This is a genomic window from Clostridium sp. CTA-6, assembly GCF_054768115.1.
This window is the reverse complement of the sequence record NZ_BAAAAU010000007.1, coordinates 208,506-225,812: the sequence shown is the minus strand read 5'-3', so window position 1 is coordinate 225,812 and position 17,307 is coordinate 208,506. Positions and strand designations below refer to the sequence as shown.

Below are 17,307 nucleotides of genomic sequence, written 5' to 3'. Positions count from 1 at the left end.
AATGAAATAATACAAATCATTTAAAAAATGAAAGAAAAATAGAATAAATATAGTATTATTCAAAAAAAATAAAGATTATATATTGTTGAAAAAACAATAAAATTGTTATATTATAAATACAACAATAAAACAAAATTTCACCAACTGCACAAATGTGCAAAATTTGTGTATAAAATAACAAAGGAGATTTAATTAATAACCTCCAAATAAAATTAAGAAAGGTTGAAAATGCCTTATGAAGTATGATGATAGAATTTTATATAAAGTTGCACAAATGTACTATATTGATAATATGACACAATCTGAAATTGCAAAACGATTGGGACAATATAGAACAACTATAAGCAGAATGTTAAAGAAAGCTAGAGAGGAAGGTATTGTTACTATAAATATAAAAAGTAACTTTGATGGCTGCTTCCAATTAGAGGATGCTCTAGAAAAAACCTTTAATTTAAAAGAGGCCATAGTTATACCAACAGATGAAGATGAAGCTGAAAGTATTAGACTTAAAAAATTAGGTCAAGCAGGAAGTGAATTTTTAAAAAGAATATTAAGAGATGGTGATATACTAGGTTTTGCCTGGGGCAAATCTGTTGGAGAAGTAGCAAATACATTGAAAGATTGTAAAAATATATCAGCTAATGTAGTGCCTTTAGTAGGAGGGCCACCTAGCGATATGGATAATAAATATCATGTTAATACTATAGTTTCTAGGGTTAGCGATGAATTTAAAGCAAAAGGACATTATTTTTATGCACCAGCAATAACAGCAGAAAAGTCCACAAAAGAAGCTATTATGAGTGACAGCAATTTTAAAGGAATACTGGAGTTATGGGATAAAGTTAATAAGGCTGTTGTAGGAATTGGAGCACCACTTAAAGGTAATAACCTAATTTGGAGCGGATATTTTGGAGACGAAGACATACAGTTGTTAAAAGATGTTGATGCAGTAGGAGATATATGTTCAAGATTTTTCGATATAAATGGAAACATAGTTGATGAAAAGGTAAAAGATAGAATAATAAGTGTGGAATTAGAAAAATTAAAAAAAATGGAATATTCTATAGCTGTAGCAGAATCCTCAGAAAAAGCTTGGTCTATTTTAGGGGCTTTAAATGGAGGTTTTGTAAATGTTTTAATAACTAATAATGAAACAGCAGAAACGGTACTAAACTTACATGAGCAATTTACTAAAAATAAAAAATAAATATAATTTAAAACTTTGAAGGGAGTCTTATAAAATGGAAGGAAAAATGAAAGCAGTAGCTTTACATGCAATTAAGGATTTAAGATATGAGGAAGTAAATATACCTACAATAGGTGAAGATGACGTATTAGTAAAAGTTAAATATGTTGGTATATGTGGTTCAGATATGCCAAGAGCCATGGTAAGTGGAGCATACCATTACCCAACAATAACAGGACATGAATTTTCAGGAGAAGTAGTTGAAATTGGCAATAATGTAGGTGATATAAAAATAGGAGAGAGAGTAGCAGTAGTACCATTAATACCATGTGGAGAATGTGAATTCTGTAAAAAAGGCAATTTTGCTTTATGTGAAACTTATGAATTTTTAGGATCTAGAAATGATGGTGGTTTTGCAGAATATGTTAGAGTTCCAAAAGAAAACGTATTAATACTTCCAGAAGATTTAGATTATGAAACAGCAGCAGGAATAGAACCAGCATCTATATCATACCAAGCAATGAGCAAAACAGGAATAAAAGTTGGTGATACTGTAGCAGTTGTTGGTTGTGGTCCTATAGGACAATTTGCTATTCAATGGGCAAAAATATTTGGTGCATCAAAGGTAATAGCTGTGGATGTTTTAGAGGATAAACTTAACTTAGCTAAAGAATTAGGTGCAGATATTATAATAAACAGTAAAGAATGTAATGCAGTTGAAAAAGTATTAGAAATTACCAATGGTGGAGTAGAGGCTGTTATAGAAACTGCAGGAATGAAAATTACAGAAGAACAATCTGTTCTTATGTGTAGAAAACTTGGAAAGGTTGTTTTCCTAGGGATATCACATGATGAATTAAGATTTAGCGAAAAAACTTTTGATAGAATAATGCGTGGAGAAATTACATTACAAGGTTCATGGAATTCATATGCAGCTCCATTCCCAGGAATAGCTTGGAGAGCTACATTAGATTTCATGGAAAAAGGACAAATAGTATTTAAACCAATGATATCTCATAAAATCAAACTTGAAGAATTACCAGGATATTTCCATAAAATGTTCAACAAAGAAATTAATTATAATAAGGTACTAGTTGAAATTTAGTAGAGGTGAATTTATGTTTATAAGAATAGTAATTGTTATTGGACTTGCATGGCTTCTACAAACTGCATTAGGTTTTTTACAATTTAAAGATTTTAATAAAAATTTTAAAGAACTTAGACAAAAAGGAAGAGTAGTAATAGGGAAAAATAAGGGACGTGTAAAGAGGGGTTCAGTAATACTAATTGCTATTGATGATAATTGCTCTATACTTGAGAGCAGAATCATGAAAGGAATTACTATTTTAGCTAGATTTAAGTCTATGGAGATTTTGAATAATCAAAATCTTCATAGCATAAATCCTAATATATTAGAAAATTTAGACCAACAGACAGCTTTGGCAATACAAGATGGAATCAAAAATTATAATGAATATTATAAAACAAAGGAGGAGATTGATTCTAATTCATAATTGAGTCAATGAAAAACGTTTTATTAAAAAGGAGATGAGTTTATGGATTTTTTAACTAATTTAGCAAAAGGTTTTATAGGTTTATTTCAAGAAGGTGGAAATACTTTTGTAGGCATGGCAAAAGGAATAATACCTACATTGATTATGCTTCTAGTTGCTATGAATGCTTTAATAAGAATAGTTGGAGAAGAAAGAATAGAAAAGTTAGCTAAAAAAAGTGCAGCTAATCCAATAACTAGATATTTAATATTACCAGTAATAGGAACATTCTTTTTTTGTAACCCAATGACATTATCTTTAGGTAAATTTTTACCAGAAAAATATAAACCAAGTTATTATGCAGCGGCATCATATTCTTGTCATACAATGAATGGTTTATTCCCACACATAAACCCAGCAGAACTATTTGTATTCTTAGGTATAGCAAATGGTATAACACAATTAGGATTATCAACAACGGATTTAGCAGTTAGATATTTCTTAGTTGGTATAGTTACAAATTTCCTTAGAGGATGGATAACAGATTTCACAACTTCTTATGTAGAAAAACAACAAAATGTAAAATTATCTACAAAAATTTCACTTTAGGAGGTGTAATTGATGGCAAAATATAACGCAATAAAAGTTAGTGCAGGAAATGGCGGTTTTGGAGGCCCCCTTACAATAGTTCCAACAGAACAAAAAAATAAAATAGTTAATATAACTGGAGGAGTTATTTCAGAGGTAGCAAAAAAATTAGAAGAACTTACAGGCTGTGAATTGGTAGATGGATTTAAAACAAAAGTACCAGATGATGAAATAGCATGCGTAATAATAGATTGCGGTGGTACATTAAGATGTGGATTATATCCTAAAAAAGGTATACCAACTATAAACTTAATGCCAGCAGGACCAAGTGGGCCATTAGCTGAATATATAAAAGCAGACATATATGTATCTTCTGTAAAGGTTAAGAATATTGAATTAGCAGATTCTTCTGAAAATAGTGAAAACGTTTATGAAGAAAATCAACAAAAAGAAGAAGTGAAGAAACCTAAATATGATACAACTAAAAAGATAACTCAACAATCTGATAGAGGTATAATGACTAAGATAGGTATGGCTCTTGGTAATTTTGTAGGAATGCTATACCAAGCCGGCCGTGATACTATAGATACTGTTATAAAAACTATATTACCATTTATGGCATTTGTATGTATGCTAATAGGTATAATATTAAAATCTGGTATAGGAGATGCATTTGCATCAGTATTATCTCCATTGGCAGGTAGCTTACCAGGATTAGTATTACTATCAGCTATATGCTCATTCCCATTATTGTCACCATTCTTAGGACCTGGTGCAGTTATAGCTCAAGTTATAGGTGTTTTAATTGGTGTTGAAATTGGTAAGGGTAATATACCACCACATTTAGCATTACCAGCATTATTTGCAATAAACTCTCAAGCAGCATGCGACTTTATACCAGTAGGGCTTGGACTTGCAGAAGCAGAACCAGAAACAGTAGAAGTTGGGGTTCCATCTGTTTTATATTCAAGATTTTTAACAGGTCCAACATCAGTATTTATTGCATGGCTTGCTAGCTTTGGATTATATGCTAAATAGATTTAGTTAAAAATAAAATATAAGAATAAAAGGATTACATTCTTTTATTCTTATATTTTAAATAATGTAAATTAATTTTTACTTTGTATAATAATAGTTTGATATATTTAAGTTATTTAAATATACAATTGAATTTATATTATTTGTTTTATATGTAATTAAAATAATATAAAAGGTTAAATTAATAAGAGTAGTTTAAAAATAGGAGGAAATATTATGAAAACAATATATAATACAGAGGTAAATAAATTAGGAATTATGGTAGAAGAATTCTATGGAGAAAAAATGATAATATTATTTAAAGATAATGCTCCAGAAGAATTAGCAGATTATTGTGTGCTTCATGGTAAGAATGAATTAAATGATGAAATACAAGTAGGAGATATTTTTAGAATTGATGGAGAAGAATACAAAGTAACTGCTGTAGGAGATGAGGTTCATAAAAATCTACGTGATTTAGGACATATTTGTGTAAGATTTGATGGAAGTACAAATGCAGAATTACCAGGAAGCTTATATTTAGAGGATAAAGAAATAAAAGAAATAAAAGAAGGAACTTTATTAGAAATTGAAAGACCTTAGTTAAAAAAAGGAGGTATACTGTGAATTTTAACGAAAAAACTGTTATAATAACAGGAGGAGCTCAAAGTTTAGGAGAATATATTGCTTATAGCTTTGCTGAAAAAGGTGCTAATATAGTAATTGCAGATATAGATTATGAACAGGCTAACAAAGTATCTCAAAATATAATAGATAAATATAAAGTAAGATCTATAGCAGTTAAAGTTGATGTATGTAAAGAAGAAGAAGTTAAAAATCTTATAAAAAATACAATAGATAATTTTAGAAAAATAGATATTTTAATTTGTAATGCTGGAGTAGTTTATAGTACAAAGATTACTGAGCTGCCTAAAGAAAAATGGGATAATATATTAAATGTAAATTTAACAGGGTATTTTTTATGTGCAAAAGAGGCTGCAAAGGAGATGATAAAAAGAAAGCAAGGAGTTATTATCGAGATAAACTCTAAATCAGGTAAAAAAGGAAGTTTGCATAATTGTGCTTATTCTGCATCAAAATTTGGAGCTATAGGTTTAACTCAGAGTTTAGCATTAGATTTAGCAGAGGATGGAATAAGAGTTAATGCAGTTTGCCCAGGTAATTTATTAGACTCACCTATGTGGAAAAATGGTCTATATGAACAATATGCCAAAAAATTAAATATACCTAAAGAAAAAGTTAGACAAGCTTATATAGATAAGGTACCTTTAAAAAGAGGCTGCACTTATGAGGATGTAAGTAATTTAGTATTATTTTTAAGTTCGAAAGAAGCTTCATATATGACTGGACAGGCTGTAAACGTTACGGGTGGGCAAGAAATGAGATAAAATATATTTTTAGGAGATAAATTATGTTAAATACAATAATTTTTGATATGGATGGGGTAATAATAGACACAGAACCTTTATCCTTTGAGACTAGTAAAATTTTATTAAAAATGTATGATAAAGATTATACTGAAGATTTTCATAACTCTTGCATGGGTCTAAGTATGATTGAAGTAATAAGAAGAACAATAAGCAATTATGATTTAGAAGAAGACGAAAATGAATTGCTAGAAAAGAGAAATAAATTATACACAAAAATAGCTTTAGAAAAACTAGAACCTATAAATGGCGTATATGAATTATTAGATTATATAAAAGAATTAAATATTAAATGTGCAATAGCAACAGGTAGTAATAGAGAAATAGCAGAGATTTTGCTAAAAAAATTAGGCATAATTGATTACTTTCAGTTTATTTTACCGGGGGATGAGATGGAAAAATCAAAACCAGATCCTTGGCCTTATTTAGAAGCTATGAAAAGATTAGGTTCCTCTAGTGAAGAAACAATTATTATGGAAGATTCTATAAATGGAATAAAATCAGCTATAGCTGCAGGATGTAAGGTTATCGCAATAAATAGTATATGGAAAGATGAAAGCACAAAAGAAATAATATCCTTTGAAAAAGATTTAAAGGGAGCTAAAAATGTAATAGAAAATTTAATAAAATAACAAAGGGGGACGATTTATATGTTAATATTTTTAGACACAGCTAATATAGATTCTATAAAACATATAAATGATATTTATCCATTAGATGGAGTTACAACTAATCCTACTATAATATCAAAAGAAAAAAAAGATTTTATATGTATACTAAAAGAAATAAGAAACATCATAGGCAAAGAAAAAATGCTTCATGTTCAAGTGGTAGGATCTAAAACAGAAGAGATGATAGAGGAAGCTATATATTTAAATGAAAAAATCGGTGGTAATTTGTATATAAAAATACCAGTAACTGAGCAAGGTATAAAAGCTATGAAGGAACTTAGTAAAAAAGGATATAAGATCACAGCTACTGCAATATTTACAGCTCAACAAGCATTAATGGCAGCAAAGGCAGGAGCAGAATTTGTAGCGCCTTATGTAAATAGAATAGATAATTTAATGGCAGATGGCATTAAAGTTGTTTCTGACATAGTAAGTATATTTGAAATTTATAATATTAATTCTAAGGTTTTAGCTGCTAGTTTTAAAAATACAGAACAAATCCATAATGCTTGCTTAAAGGGAGCTCATAGTGTAACTGTAAATGAAGATTTAATAAAGCAATTAATATATCATCCATCTACAGATTTAAGTGTAGATAATTTTATAAAAGACTGGGAAATGCAATATGGTAAAAATACAAAAACTAATGAGGTATAACATAAAATAATATTTTAATAGTAATATATAATTTGAGCTTCTTATTATAGCTACAGCATTAAGTGTCTTTGTTATATATCTATTTATAATGTAAGGAAGAACTATTATTAAAATTATAAGAGGATTTTCCTTAAAAAATTAAATATAACTATAAATTGAATAAAAATATAATATAATATTCATAAAAAATTAAGTTAACAAATAAAAATGAACATGCTATAATGTATTAGGAAGAAAGTTAAAAGAGTTATGAAAGCGCCAGAACTTAAGTGCTTATAGTAGATTAGCAGCTGAGTAAGTTCCACTAGCCAAATTAAAAATTTGGAGTAATAGATTAAATTCAGCTTGACATCTGAGTAAGCTCTACTAGTCAAATTGAAAGTTTGGAGTATATAGAGGAAACTTAGATTAAAATCTGAGTAAGTTCCACTGACCAAATTGAAAATTTGGAGTGTCACTTAAGTTGACGAGGATATAGGAGTATCGAAATTTCGGCGGATATCCTATGGGATCTCACAGCCCTAAAAGCTATAATAAAAGTTAGAAGTGATTCTAATTACAAAAAAGCTTTAGTGAGGACTTTCTTCTTAAATTATTAATATAATCTAAGGAGGATTTTTTTATGTGCGGAATAGTAGGATATGTAGGATTTAGAAAGGCAAGCGATGTAATTGTAGATGGATTAACAAAGCTAGAGTATAGAGGGTATGATTCTGCAGGAATCGCTGTTAATGATGGAAAGGAAATAGAATTCCAAAAGTACAAAGGTAGATTAAATGTTTTAAGTGAAAATTTAGAAAGTAAGCCTATGGAGGGAACTATAGGAATAGGTCATACAAGATGGGCTACTCATGGAGTGCCATCTGATGTGAATTCACATCCACATTTAAATATGGATGAAACAATTGCAGTAGTTCATAATGGTATAATTGAAAATTATATGGAAATAAAAGAATGGTTGGTTTCTGAAGGCGTGAAATTTAAATCAGAAACAGATACTGAAGTAATAGCCCATTTAGTTGACCATTATTATGAAGGGGATTTACTACAAGCAGTATTTAAGGCTATAAAAAAATTAAGAGGGGCTTATGCATTAGGAGTTGTTTGCAAAGATAACCCAGAACAATTAGTAGCTGTAAGAAAAGATAGTCCATTAATAGTAGGAATTGGAGAAAACGAAAACTTTATTGCGTCAGATGTACCAGCTATTTTAAAATATACTAGAGATGTGTATTTCTTAGATAATGGAGAAGTAGTTACTTTAGAAAAAAATAAAGTAACAATTTACAACGAAAAAGAAGAAAAAATTACAAAAGCACCTTTCCATGTAATGTGGGATGTAGAAGCAGCTTCTAAAGGTGGATATGATCACTTCATGATAAAAGAAATAAATGAACAACCAAATGGTATAAAAGAAACTTTAGTTAGAAGATTAGATGAAAATGGTAAAATAAAATTAGATGATATAAAACTAACAAAAGAAGATCTAGATGAAATAAATAAAGTTTATATAGTTGCTTGCGGAACTGCATACAATGCAGGAATAACAGGAAGATATGCTATTGAAAGATTTGCAAAGATAGCTGTAGAAACAGATGTAGCTTCAGAATTTAGATATAGAAATCCATTTATAGATGACAAAACATTAATTATTGTTGTAAGTCAATCTGGAGAAACAGCAGATACTTTAGCAGTTGTAAGAGAAGGAAAAGAAAAAGGCGCTAGAGTTTTAGCTATTACTAATGTTGTAGGATCCTCTATAGCTAGAGAAGCAGATGATGTATTTTATACTTGGGCAGGACCTGAAGTAGCAGTTGCATCAACTAAAGCATATACAACTCAACTTGTAGCATTATATATGATTGCATTAGATATGGGTATAAAAAGGGGAACAATAACTGAAGAATTTTATAATGATATAATAAATGAATTAAAACTTATACCTGAAAAAGTACAAAAAATACTTGATCAACATGATGAAATAAAAGAAATAGCAAAAGAGATAAAAGACAATGAACATGCATTTTATATAGGAAGAGGATTAGATTATAATCTTTCATTAGAAGGTTCATTAAAGATAAAAGAAATATCTTATATGCATGCAGAAGCTTTTGCTGCTGGTGAATTAAAACATGGTACTATAGCTCTTATTGAAGAAAATACACCAGTAGTAGCTACAATGACTCAAACAGATTTATTTGAAAAAAGTATTTCTAATATAAAAGAAGTTAAATCAAGAGGAGCACATGTTATTGCTATAACTCAAGAAGGAAATAAAGAAGCAGAGCAAGTAGGGGATAGAGTAATTTATATACCAAGAACAAATGATATATTACAAAGTATTATTGCAGTAGTACCTCATCAATTATTAGCATATTATGTAGCAATATTAAAAGATCGTGATGTAGATAAGCCAAGAAACTTAGCTAAATCAGTTACAGTTGAATAAAAAAGCTTTTTATAAAGTTATTTATGGTTTGCTAATTTGAAATCAGAGATTTTCCATGAAAATTCCAGTAAAAATTTTATTTTTACTGGAATTTTATTTTTCACGCTTACTTAAATAGGTAAGTCCTAAAAATAGATATATTTTTTCCCCACAAAAAGTTTTAATAAATAATTTCCGGTTTTATTTTTAACACTCCAAGTACATATAACATAATATAATATGGAATGTATTAGTTTCAGGAGTGGAGTGAATTGTATGAGAAATAAATATATATGTAAGAATGCTATTTCTTACATAAAAGGGGGTCCTTTATACCCTAAAGTTGAAGGATTTGTATTATTTCAAGATGTCCCTGGTGGTACTGCAGTATATGTAAACATTACAGGACTTCCAGATTATCAGCCTGCAAAAGGAGAAAAAGCTCCTATTGGACCACATGGATTTCATATTCACCAATTTGGAAATTGTAATGTAGGATCACCTGAAGACCCATTTAAAGATGCAGGTGAACATTGGAATCCTACAAATCAACCACATGGAAATCATGCAGGAGATTTTCCAGTTCTGTTTTCACATAATGGAAAATCCATTATGTGGTTTTTTACTAATAAATTTAAGGTGCAAGATATTATCGGAAAGTCTATAATTATTCATGAAAATCCAGATGATTATAGATCTCAACCATCCGGAAATTCTGGTAAAAGGATTGCATGTGGAATAATAAATCCTTATAATTGGTGCATACCATATTTATGGTAATATAAGTACAGATTTACATTACAAAAAAGATAATTCAAGGAAAATAAACTTGTTAAAGTATAAAAAGGTTATTAAAAAATAAGAAGAGAAAATCAGAAGATTACTTCTGGTTTTCTTTTTTTATGAAATTAATTTTATAAATATTATTGACCTTCACGTAACGTAAAATAATAATATTATATTTAGCGAGGAGATGATTAAATGTCAATATTTAATATGGAAAAAGTAACATGGAAAGACATTCATAATCTTGACAAAGATAAGTCAGCTGTTTTTGTTGCATTAAGCCCAATTGAAGAACATGGACCGCACTTACCATTGGGCACAGATTATATTTCAGCAAAGGATTTATTAAAAGCTGTAATAGATAATCTTGAGAAACAAAATAATGCATATAATTATATTATCCATCCATCGTTTCCCATAGGTTATAATGAATGTGTAATGAATTATCCAGGGACTATATCATTTAAATCAAAAACCATAGAAAATATAGTCGTAGATTTGGGTGAGTCAATTAGTAGAGCAGGATTTAAAAAAATGGTAATAGTTAATCATCATTTAGATTTAGGGCATATAAAGGTTATCGAAAATGCAAAAGATATACCTAATAAAGAGTGTTCTCTTAAGGTTTTAGAGGTAGCAAGTAGTATAATATATTCACAAAGTGCAAAAGAGAAAGTTAAAATTGTAAAGAATGATTTAAACATGGAAAGAGAAATACATGCAGATGTGAGAGAAACTTCATTTATGTTATTTAAACATCCAGAATTAGTGAAAGAATGTTATAGTAATTTAGAACCTGTTTATATGAATATGAAAGAATTTATAAAAAGTGGTGAAAGATGTTGGAGAGAATGTGGAATGGAAGAAGGTTATATAGGTTCTCCAGCAAAAGGAAATAAAGAAAAAGGTAAAGTACAATTCGAGGATATGATAAAAAATACAGTTGAATTAATATTTAAATTTCTCCAATATGGATATGTGCCAGAACTTTCAAAGGAAATAAAGATTGCTATGAATTATATGATTTTGAGGTGAATAAATATATGTACACAATTGGACAGTTAGCATTAATATTAAAAGTATCAACACGAACCCTTAGACATTATGACGATATTGATTTATTAAAGCCGTATTGTATTAATGAAGAAAATGGTTATAGATATTATGGGCAAGAGCAACTTAGTTTAGCTAAAAATATAATAAAACTTAAAGGTTATGGATTGGCTCTTGAAGAAATAAAAGAAATAATAGCTAATAGTAATATAAATAGGCATGAAATTATAAAAAAGAGATTAAAGATTATAGAAAGTGAAATAGCTCGCTTAACAGTAATGAAAGATAATTTATATAAAATGTTAAAAGAAAATAAAGTAATTAAAAGCAAGGAATTTAATTATAAAATACATGAAGTTGAAATTGCTCAATTAGATAATATAAATGTAATAAGTAAAAGATGCACAATTAATACTAAAGATATAGCAAAGGTTGTGGGTTCTCTTTATGAATTAATAAATAAGAATAGATTAAGAATAAAAGGGCCGCATATAGTAAAATATTTTGAAAAGGAATATGATCCTGAAAATGCAGATGTTGAGATATGTATTCCAATAGAACCTCGAAAAGAAGGAAAACTAAATATTCATATTATACCAAAGGGAAGATATGTAACTTCAACAGCTAATTCTATAGGTGAAAAGGGAGATGTTTATGAAAGCATAATAAATTGGATCCAAGATAATAATTATAAAATTAATGGGAATCCTTTTGAAGAATATAATGTTAATTATGAAACTGGATTATTTAATATAAATATATACTATCCTATTGAGGATTAATAAAAAAATTAGCTATAGAGGCAAGAATTTATAAAAATCTAAAGAATACATACCTATAGATGGTAGAAATATAAGAAAATTAAATCAGAATGAAATAGAATTATATTTAAAAAAATAATAAAAACTAAAAAGAGAGTGTAAAATAAAATTCTGTTAAAAACATAGTTGTTTTTAACAGAATTTTATTTATTTCATTCATATAAGTATATAATTTAATTATTGAGGATTGTACATGCCTTTACTTTCCATATATTTATAAATAGCCTCTCCATGTTGTTGTTCTTCTTTTTGAATGTGATTTAAAACATTTCTAATATTAGGATCTCTAAATTCAAATATAGCTGTATCATAAGTTGAAGATACATATTTTTCTGTAGCTAAAAGGTCAGTGCATAAGTCAGCATCATTTTTACTTTCTAACCCAGTTCCTGTACCAGGTTGCATTTGAGAGTTTTGTTGTTGTTGATTATTTTGCTGTGAATTAACATTTGGAATCTGACCACTTAAAAGTTGATTTATGCTGTTTAAATGCTCTTGTTCCTCCTGTGCATTGTTTAAAAATATTTGTTTTAGTTGAGGATCATTTGATTGATTTGCATAATTTGTGTATTTTTTAATACACAATTCTTCATGACTTTTTTGATCCTGTAAAAGTAATTGTTCTTTTTGAGTTAAATTTGTCATAATAAACACCTCCTACATTTATCATTTATTTCTAAGCTTAAAATTATTCATATTTTAAAGAAATAATTTAGGGGTAGGATAGAGTTCTTATACTATATTAATAAAATAGGTGTATAGAAGTAAAAACTTTTATACACCTATCTTATATAAATTGTTTAGTTAAGCTTTTTTCTCGTGATTTTTATTCCATTTTTTTTGTATAGCATCTACAATCATTGCTACAGCTTGATCTCCAGAGACATTGCAAGCAGTACCAAAGCTATCTTGAGCAATGTATAGAGCAATCATTAAACCAAGTAAAGCTTCATTAAAGCCTAATATAGATTTAAGTATGCCAAGAGCCGCCATTACTGCACCTCCAGGGACACCAGGAGCTGCTACCATAGTTACACCTAACATAGCTATAAATCCAGCCATCTGAGACATACTTATAGGCATACCGTTTAACATCATAACAGCTAGTGCACATATAGTTAAAGTAATAGTACTTCCTGACAAGTGAACAGTTGCACATAAAGGAATAACAAAATCTCGTATACCTTTACTAATTCCTATTTGTTCTGAACATTGAATATTAATAGGAATAGTTGCAGCAGAAGATTGAGTTCCTAAAGCAGTAAGATATCCTTTAATTTGGATTTTTAATGATTTGAAAGGATTTTTACCAGCAATAGATCCACCTACTGAGAATTGGAAAATTAGTATAATCCAATGTAAAATAAGTATAATTATAAATACCTTCCAGAATACTTTTAAAACAGTTGATACTTCACCAGTATAAGCTAAGTTAGCGAATATACCTAATATGTGAAGTGGAAGCAGCGGTATAACAACATTTTCAATAACTTTTGTTATTATTTCTTGGAATCCCACAGCTACATCTTTTAAAGTTTTATTTTGTATTTTTGCAATACCTAATCCTAATATAAAAGCAAATATAAGTGCAGTCATAACGTCCATCATTGGTGGAATTTTGACTTCAAAGAAAGGGTCCAAAGCCTTTTTTGCTTTTTCTACATGGGTAGCACTAGTAATAATTGATGGTAATAATGTTTTACCAACTAATAAAGCAGAAAACCCAGATATTAATGTAAATAAATAAGCTAAACCAACAGTAATTCCCAATAGCTTACCAGCACCTTGTCCAAGTTCAGCGATACCAGCAACAATGAATCCCAGAATTATTAAAGGTATAAGAAATCCTAGAAATTCTCCAAATATGGAACTAAAAGTTCTAAATATGCGTACCACAGGAACAGGTGTAAAGCTTCCTATTAGAATACCTAAAATAATGGCTATAATAATTTTGGGTATTAATCCTAATTTTTTCATTGATATTCTCCTCCTTTTTATATATTTAAGTGATTAATATTAAATTAATACAATTATTAATTATTATATAATAATATGTAATTAATTTTAAAAATATATATGATATTAGTAAATATTAAAATTGCATTTTAAAATAAGGATAGTGATTTAAAAAGATATGGATATAGATTTCAAACAATGTTATTATTGTTTGAATATTAGGAAAAGTATACCATATGTATAGATCCATTGCAATTATACTAAAGGAAATAATTTGAAGATTTTTATTAGTGTATGTGTATTAAAGAAAGTTGAAAGTTAGATATATAATAAAATGAATAAGGGTACTTAAAAACTAAATTTATATTCAAAAAATACAAAGGGGATATTGAAAATCATTTTCAGTATATGGTATAATATAAGTAGTTTTTACAAAAACTATTATCGCGGCTAAGAATATAGTATTAGGAGGAAGAAATGGCTAAGATAAGAGATCCAAGATTTAAGTTATCTAGAAGATTGGGAGTAAATATTTATGGACATCCTAAGGCTATGAAAAGAGCCACAAGAGAAAACAGTAGGGAAGGTAAAAAATTATCAAATTATGGTAAACAACTTTTAGAGAAACAAAAGATAAGATCCTACTATGGAGTTTTAGAAAAGCAATTTTTAAGATATGTTAAAAAAGCTATGAAAAGTAAAGAAAGAACTGGAGACGTTTTACTAAGAAGCCTAGAATGTAGATTAGACAATATAGTATATAGAATAGGATTTGCTAATTCTATAAGACAAGCTAGACAAATGGTGAATCATGGACATATATTAGTTAATGGTAGCAAAGTCAACATACCATCCTATGGAGTAAAAACAGGAGATGTAATAACTCTAAGGGAGAAGTATAGAAAAAATGATGAGTTTGCTGATAATTTCTTAGCTTTAAAAAAATTTACTCTACCATATATAGAAAAGGATTATGATAAATTTTCAGGTGTATTAATTAAAGAACCTGAAAGAGATGAAATACCAATAGATGCAAATGAAACTCTAGTAGTAGAATTATATTCTAAATAGAAAAGAACAAATTAATATTAGAAATAACACACAACTTAAAAACAACTTTATACACAATTAAAAATAACACACAGCTTAAAAAGGACTTTGTACACAATTAAAAATAACACACAACTTAAAACTAACTTTATACATCAATTTAAAAACTATATAAAATTTATGTGTAACACAAAAATTATTTAATACAAACTTTATACAAGAGGTATGCCATATGGATAACAAATATAATAATCTTTTCTATTGGGAAAATTTGCTAGTAGAAAGAGAGAACATCTGGAGTGGAAATTTTAAAGATATACCTATAAGCCAAAAATCTCTTTTTATTAACACTACCATAATAGATTATGAAAAAAATATTTTTGATAATAATTGGGCTGTATATCCAGATGTAAAATCCCTTTTGGGGTTCATACAATATATATTTATACCTACAGTTTTCTTTTGTTATGTAAATAATACAAGTGACGAGATAGTTACTCCTATAGCTTTTAAAGAAGAATTGCTAGAAGAAATAAAAACATTATGTAAAAATGAAAGTTCTATAATTGAAATAGAATATTTTATTAATAAAGCATATAATTTATCTGAATTAAGCGAATACCAGCTTATAGATGAATTGAAAAAGTATTGCTTAGAGTTTAATAGGAAATGGGAAGAAAAGACTAAAATATTTCATATTAGTATATATTCTAGTGGCAAAGAAATAATAGAAAAAATTTCAAAAGAAGAAAATTTCTTAGAAGTTATAGAGGAAGATATAGGTATGTCTATAAATACCTTGAAAGAAATCACAAAAGATTTACAGTATAACTTATTTATGAAAAGTAACTTTATAAAAATTTTGAATAACCAAATAGGTTGTATAATTTAATAATCTCATAATAAAAGTATAAAAATAAAGGATTAGTTTATTCTAGTCCTTTATTTTTTATAAGATTAACTATTTATATTTTTTTATAATTTTATTTAAGGAGTCTATAGTATAGGTAATTTCTTCCTTTGTATTAAAATGTCCAAAGCTAAATCGAACAGTGCCCTGTGGAAATGTATTCAATGTTTTATGAGCAGAAGGAGCACAGTGCAATCCGCATCTGGTCATTATATTATATCTATTAGATAAGTCTAAAGAAACTTCAGCATTATCTATTTTACTAAAATCTAAAGAAACTACAGCGGTTCTGTTATTTATATCATTTAATCCAACTAATCTTACATCATCTAAATTTAGAATATCTTCTATAAAAAGTTTTGTTAAAAACAATTCTTTTTCTCTAATATAACTTAAGGACTTTTGTTTTATATATTTTAAGGCTGCATTTAGTCCATAAATTCCAGGTATATTCATAGTACCGCTTTCATACTTGTCTGGCATATAGTTTGGTTGAGTCTCATATTCTGAAAGGCTTCCTGTACCACCTTCAATAAAAGGGTGAACTTTAGGAATTAAAGAGTCTTTTATTACAAACCCTCCAATACCCTGTGGACCTAAAAGACCTTTATGCCCAGTAAATGCTATTGCATCTGCTCTTGTTTTTTCAAAATCAATATTTAAAAATCCAGCGGTTTGAGCAGAGTCTATTATAAAAATTAGATTGTTTTTTTTACACAATTTACCTATTTCTTCTAAAGGCAATATAGTTCCACATACATTAGAAGAATTAGTCATAATAACAGCTTTAGTATTAGACTTTATTTTTTTTGTTATATGATTAACATTAAGTTGTCCAAATATATCACAGGAAACTTTAGAAATTTCTATACCATTTTTAATTAAGGAGTTTAAGGGTCGCATAACTGCATTATGTTCCATAGAAGAAACAATAACATGGTCTCCGGTTTGTAATAAACCTTTAATTAATAAGTTTAAACTTTCAGTTATATTTTTAGCAAATACAACGTTCTCTGGTTTATTAAAATTAAATAAAGAACATATCAATTCTCTTGTTTCAAATACTATATTTTCAGCAGCTAAAGAAGAAGTATAAACCCCTCTATTCACATTACATCCTATATTTTTTATATAATTTAGCATGTTTTCCCCCACATTAGGTGCTTTAGGGAAAGAAGTTGCACTATTGTCTAAATAAATACCATTCATAATTATTTTCACCCCTATATTAAAAAATTATATA

At 28.1% G+C, this 17,307-nt stretch carries 18 protein-coding genes; 15 read left to right on the top strand and 3 right to left on the bottom strand.

Features of this window, described 5'->3' with window-relative positions:
• The first annotated feature begins 235 nt into the window (after positions 1 to 235).
• The 13 genes from ACYUDJ_RS12750 to ACYUDJ_RS12690 all read left to right on the top strand — a co-directional run bounded on the left by ACYUDJ_RS12750 (position 236) and on the right by ACYUDJ_RS12690 (position 12,109).
• On the top strand, positions 236 to 1,207 hold the full coding sequence (locus ACYUDJ_RS12750; RefSeq protein WP_003483010.1) for a sugar-binding transcriptional regulator: 972 nt from the start codon (positions 236 to 238) through the stop codon (positions 1,205 to 1,207).
• A gap of 34 nt (positions 1,208 to 1,241) precedes the next feature.
• Positions 1,242 to 2,291, top strand: a complete 1,050-nt coding sequence (locus ACYUDJ_RS12745; protein WP_043032587.1) for a galactitol-1-phosphate 5-dehydrogenase — start codon at positions 1,242 to 1,244, stop codon at positions 2,289 to 2,291.
• A 13-nt stretch (positions 2,292 to 2,304) separates the two neighbouring features.
• On the top strand, positions 2,305 to 2,700 hold the full coding sequence (locus ACYUDJ_RS12740) for a transcriptional regulator GutM (protein ID WP_042384109.1): 396 nt from the start codon (positions 2,305 to 2,307) through the stop codon (positions 2,698 to 2,700).
• 42 nt (positions 2,701 to 2,742) lie between these two features.
• Entirely contained in the window at positions 2,743 to 3,288 is a 546-nt protein-coding gene (srlA, locus tag ACYUDJ_RS12735) for a PTS glucitol/sorbitol transporter subunit IIC (protein WP_003357373.1), read from the top strand.
• A 12-nt stretch (positions 3,289 to 3,300) separates the two neighbouring features.
• Entirely contained in the window at positions 3,301 to 4,305 is a 1,005-nt protein-coding gene (srlE, locus tag ACYUDJ_RS12730; protein WP_003483013.1) for a PTS glucitol/sorbitol transporter subunit IIB, read from the top strand.
• Positions 4,306 to 4,521: 216 nt separating this feature from the next.
• Complete coding sequence (locus ACYUDJ_RS12725) at positions 4,522 to 4,887, top strand: PTS glucitol/sorbitol transporter subunit IIA (RefSeq protein ID WP_043032586.1); 366 nt, start codon at positions 4,522 to 4,524, stop codon at positions 4,885 to 4,887.
• 20 nt (positions 4,888 to 4,907) lie between these two features.
• Positions 4,908 to 5,693, top strand: a complete 786-nt coding sequence (srlD, locus tag ACYUDJ_RS12720; RefSeq protein WP_003483015.1) for a sorbitol-6-phosphate dehydrogenase — start codon at positions 4,908 to 4,910, stop codon at positions 5,691 to 5,693.
• Between the two features lie 23 nt (positions 5,694 to 5,716).
• Positions 5,717 to 6,364 (top strand): HAD family hydrolase, encoded by a 648-nt coding sequence (locus ACYUDJ_RS12715; RefSeq protein WP_003483016.1) that lies wholly within the window; start codon positions 5,717 to 5,719, stop codon positions 6,362 to 6,364.
• 18 nt (positions 6,365 to 6,382) lie between these two features.
• Positions 6,383 to 7,060 (top strand): fructose-6-phosphate aldolase, encoded by a 678-nt coding sequence (locus ACYUDJ_RS12710; protein WP_003483017.1) that lies wholly within the window; start codon positions 6,383 to 6,385, stop codon positions 7,058 to 7,060.
• A gap of 622 nt (positions 7,061 to 7,682) precedes the next feature.
• Entirely contained in the window at positions 7,683 to 9,509 is a 1,827-nt protein-coding gene (gene glmS, locus ACYUDJ_RS12705; protein WP_043032585.1) for a glutamine--fructose-6-phosphate transaminase (isomerizing), read from the top strand.
• Between the two features lie 255 nt (positions 9,510 to 9,764).
• Positions 9,765 to 10,268: a superoxide dismutase family protein gene (locus ACYUDJ_RS12700; protein ID WP_043032584.1), complete on the top strand. Its 504-nt coding sequence runs from the start codon at positions 9,765 to 9,767 to the stop codon at positions 10,266 to 10,268.
• A 201-nt stretch (positions 10,269 to 10,469) separates the two neighbouring features.
• Positions 10,470 to 11,309, top strand: coding sequence for a creatininase family protein (locus tag ACYUDJ_RS12695; protein ID WP_043032583.1), 840 nt, complete (start codon positions 10,470 to 10,472; stop codon positions 11,307 to 11,309).
• Positions 11,310 to 11,317: 8 nt separating this feature from the next.
• Positions 11,318 to 12,109, top strand: coding sequence for a MerR family transcriptional regulator (locus tag ACYUDJ_RS12690; RefSeq protein ID WP_043032582.1), 792 nt, complete (start codon positions 11,318 to 11,320; stop codon positions 12,107 to 12,109).
• A gap of 216 nt (positions 12,110 to 12,325) precedes the next feature.
• Here ACYUDJ_RS12690 and ACYUDJ_RS12685 read toward each other — a convergent pair whose 3' ends face one another.
• A complete protein-coding gene (locus tag ACYUDJ_RS12685) occupies positions 12,326 to 12,793 on the bottom strand; it encodes a demethoxyubiquinone hydroxylase family protein (protein WP_003483025.1) in 468 nt (155 codons plus the stop codon).
• Positions 12,794 to 12,952: 159 nt separating this feature from the next.
• Positions 12,953 to 14,125 carry a dicarboxylate/amino acid:cation symporter gene (locus ACYUDJ_RS12680; RefSeq protein ID WP_003483027.1) on the bottom strand — a complete coding sequence of 391 codons (1,173 nt, stop codon included), beginning with the start codon at positions 14,123 to 14,125 and terminating at the stop codon, positions 12,953 to 12,955.
• A gap of 456 nt (positions 14,126 to 14,581) precedes the next feature.
• Here ACYUDJ_RS12680 and rpsD point away from each other — a divergent pair, with 456 nt between their 5' ends.
• The gene (rpsD, locus tag ACYUDJ_RS12675) at positions 14,582 to 15,175 is read left to right on the top strand and encodes a 30S ribosomal protein S4 (RefSeq protein ID WP_003483029.1); all 594 of its coding nucleotides are present in this window, start codon (positions 14,582 to 14,584) and stop codon (positions 15,173 to 15,175) included.
• Between the two features lie 211 nt (positions 15,176 to 15,386).
• Positions 15,387 to 16,046, top strand: a complete 660-nt coding sequence (locus ACYUDJ_RS12670; protein ID WP_003483030.1) for a hypothetical protein — start codon at positions 15,387 to 15,389, stop codon at positions 16,044 to 16,046.
• 69 nt (positions 16,047 to 16,115) lie between these two features.
• On the opposite strand, the gene ACYUDJ_RS12665 is transcribed toward ACYUDJ_RS12670, so the two are convergent.
• Positions 16,116 to 17,273 (bottom strand): aminotransferase class V-fold PLP-dependent enzyme, encoded by a 1,158-nt coding sequence (locus ACYUDJ_RS12665; RefSeq protein ID WP_043032581.1) that lies wholly within the window; start codon positions 17,271 to 17,273, stop codon positions 16,116 to 16,118.
• Positions 17,274 to 17,307 lie beyond the last annotated feature (34 nt).

What these genes read in the sequence shown, in the direction of transcription:
- ACYUDJ_RS12670 (WP_003483030.1), top strand. Translation starts at nt 15,387, where the DNA reads ATGGATAACAAATATAATAATCTTTTCTATTGGGAAAATTTGCTAGTA.
- rpsD (WP_003483029.1), top strand. Translation starts at nt 14,582, where the DNA reads ATGGCTAAGATAAGAGATCCAAGATTTAAGTTATCTAGAAGATTGGGA.
- ACYUDJ_RS12680 (WP_003483027.1), bottom strand. Translation starts at nt 14,125, where the DNA reads ATGAAAAAATTAGGATTAATACCCAAAATTATTATAGCCATTATTTTA.
- ACYUDJ_RS12740 (WP_042384109.1), top strand. Translation starts at nt 2,305, where the DNA reads ATGTTTATAAGAATAGTAATTGTTATTGGACTTGCATGGCTTCTACAA.
- glmS (WP_043032585.1), top strand. Translation starts at nt 7,683, where the DNA reads ATGTGCGGAATAGTAGGATATGTAGGATTTAGAAAGGCAAGCGATGTA.
- ACYUDJ_RS12700 (WP_043032584.1), top strand. Translation starts at nt 9,765, where the DNA reads ATGAGAAATAAATATATATGTAAGAATGCTATTTCTTACATAAAAGGG.
- ACYUDJ_RS12665 (WP_043032581.1), bottom strand. Translation starts at nt 17,273, where the DNA reads ATGAATGGTATTTATTTAGACAATAGTGCAACTTCTTTCCCTAAAGCA.
- ACYUDJ_RS12745 (WP_043032587.1), top strand. Translation starts at nt 1,242, where the DNA reads ATGGAAGGAAAAATGAAAGCAGTAGCTTTACATGCAATTAAGGATTTA.
- ACYUDJ_RS12750 (WP_003483010.1), top strand. Translation starts at nt 236, where the DNA reads ATGAAGTATGATGATAGAATTTTATATAAAGTTGCACAAATGTACTAT.
- ACYUDJ_RS12685 (WP_003483025.1), bottom strand. Translation starts at nt 12,793, where the DNA reads ATGACAAATTTAACTCAAAAAGAACAATTACTTTTACAGGATCAAAAA.
- srlA (WP_003357373.1), top strand. Translation starts at nt 2,743, where the DNA reads ATGGATTTTTTAACTAATTTAGCAAAAGGTTTTATAGGTTTATTTCAA.
- ACYUDJ_RS12715 (WP_003483016.1), top strand. Translation starts at nt 5,717, where the DNA reads ATGTTAAATACAATAATTTTTGATATGGATGGGGTAATAATAGACACA.
- ACYUDJ_RS12725 (WP_043032586.1), top strand. Translation starts at nt 4,522, where the DNA reads ATGAAAACAATATATAATACAGAGGTAAATAAATTAGGAATTATGGTA.
- ACYUDJ_RS12695 (WP_043032583.1), top strand. Translation starts at nt 10,470, where the DNA reads ATGTCAATATTTAATATGGAAAAAGTAACATGGAAAGACATTCATAAT.
- srlE (WP_003483013.1), top strand. Translation starts at nt 3,301, where the DNA reads ATGGCAAAATATAACGCAATAAAAGTTAGTGCAGGAAATGGCGGTTTT.
- ACYUDJ_RS12690 (WP_043032582.1), top strand. Translation starts at nt 11,318, where the DNA reads ATGTACACAATTGGACAGTTAGCATTAATATTAAAAGTATCAACACGA.
- ACYUDJ_RS12710 (WP_003483017.1), top strand. Translation starts at nt 6,383, where the DNA reads ATGTTAATATTTTTAGACACAGCTAATATAGATTCTATAAAACATATA.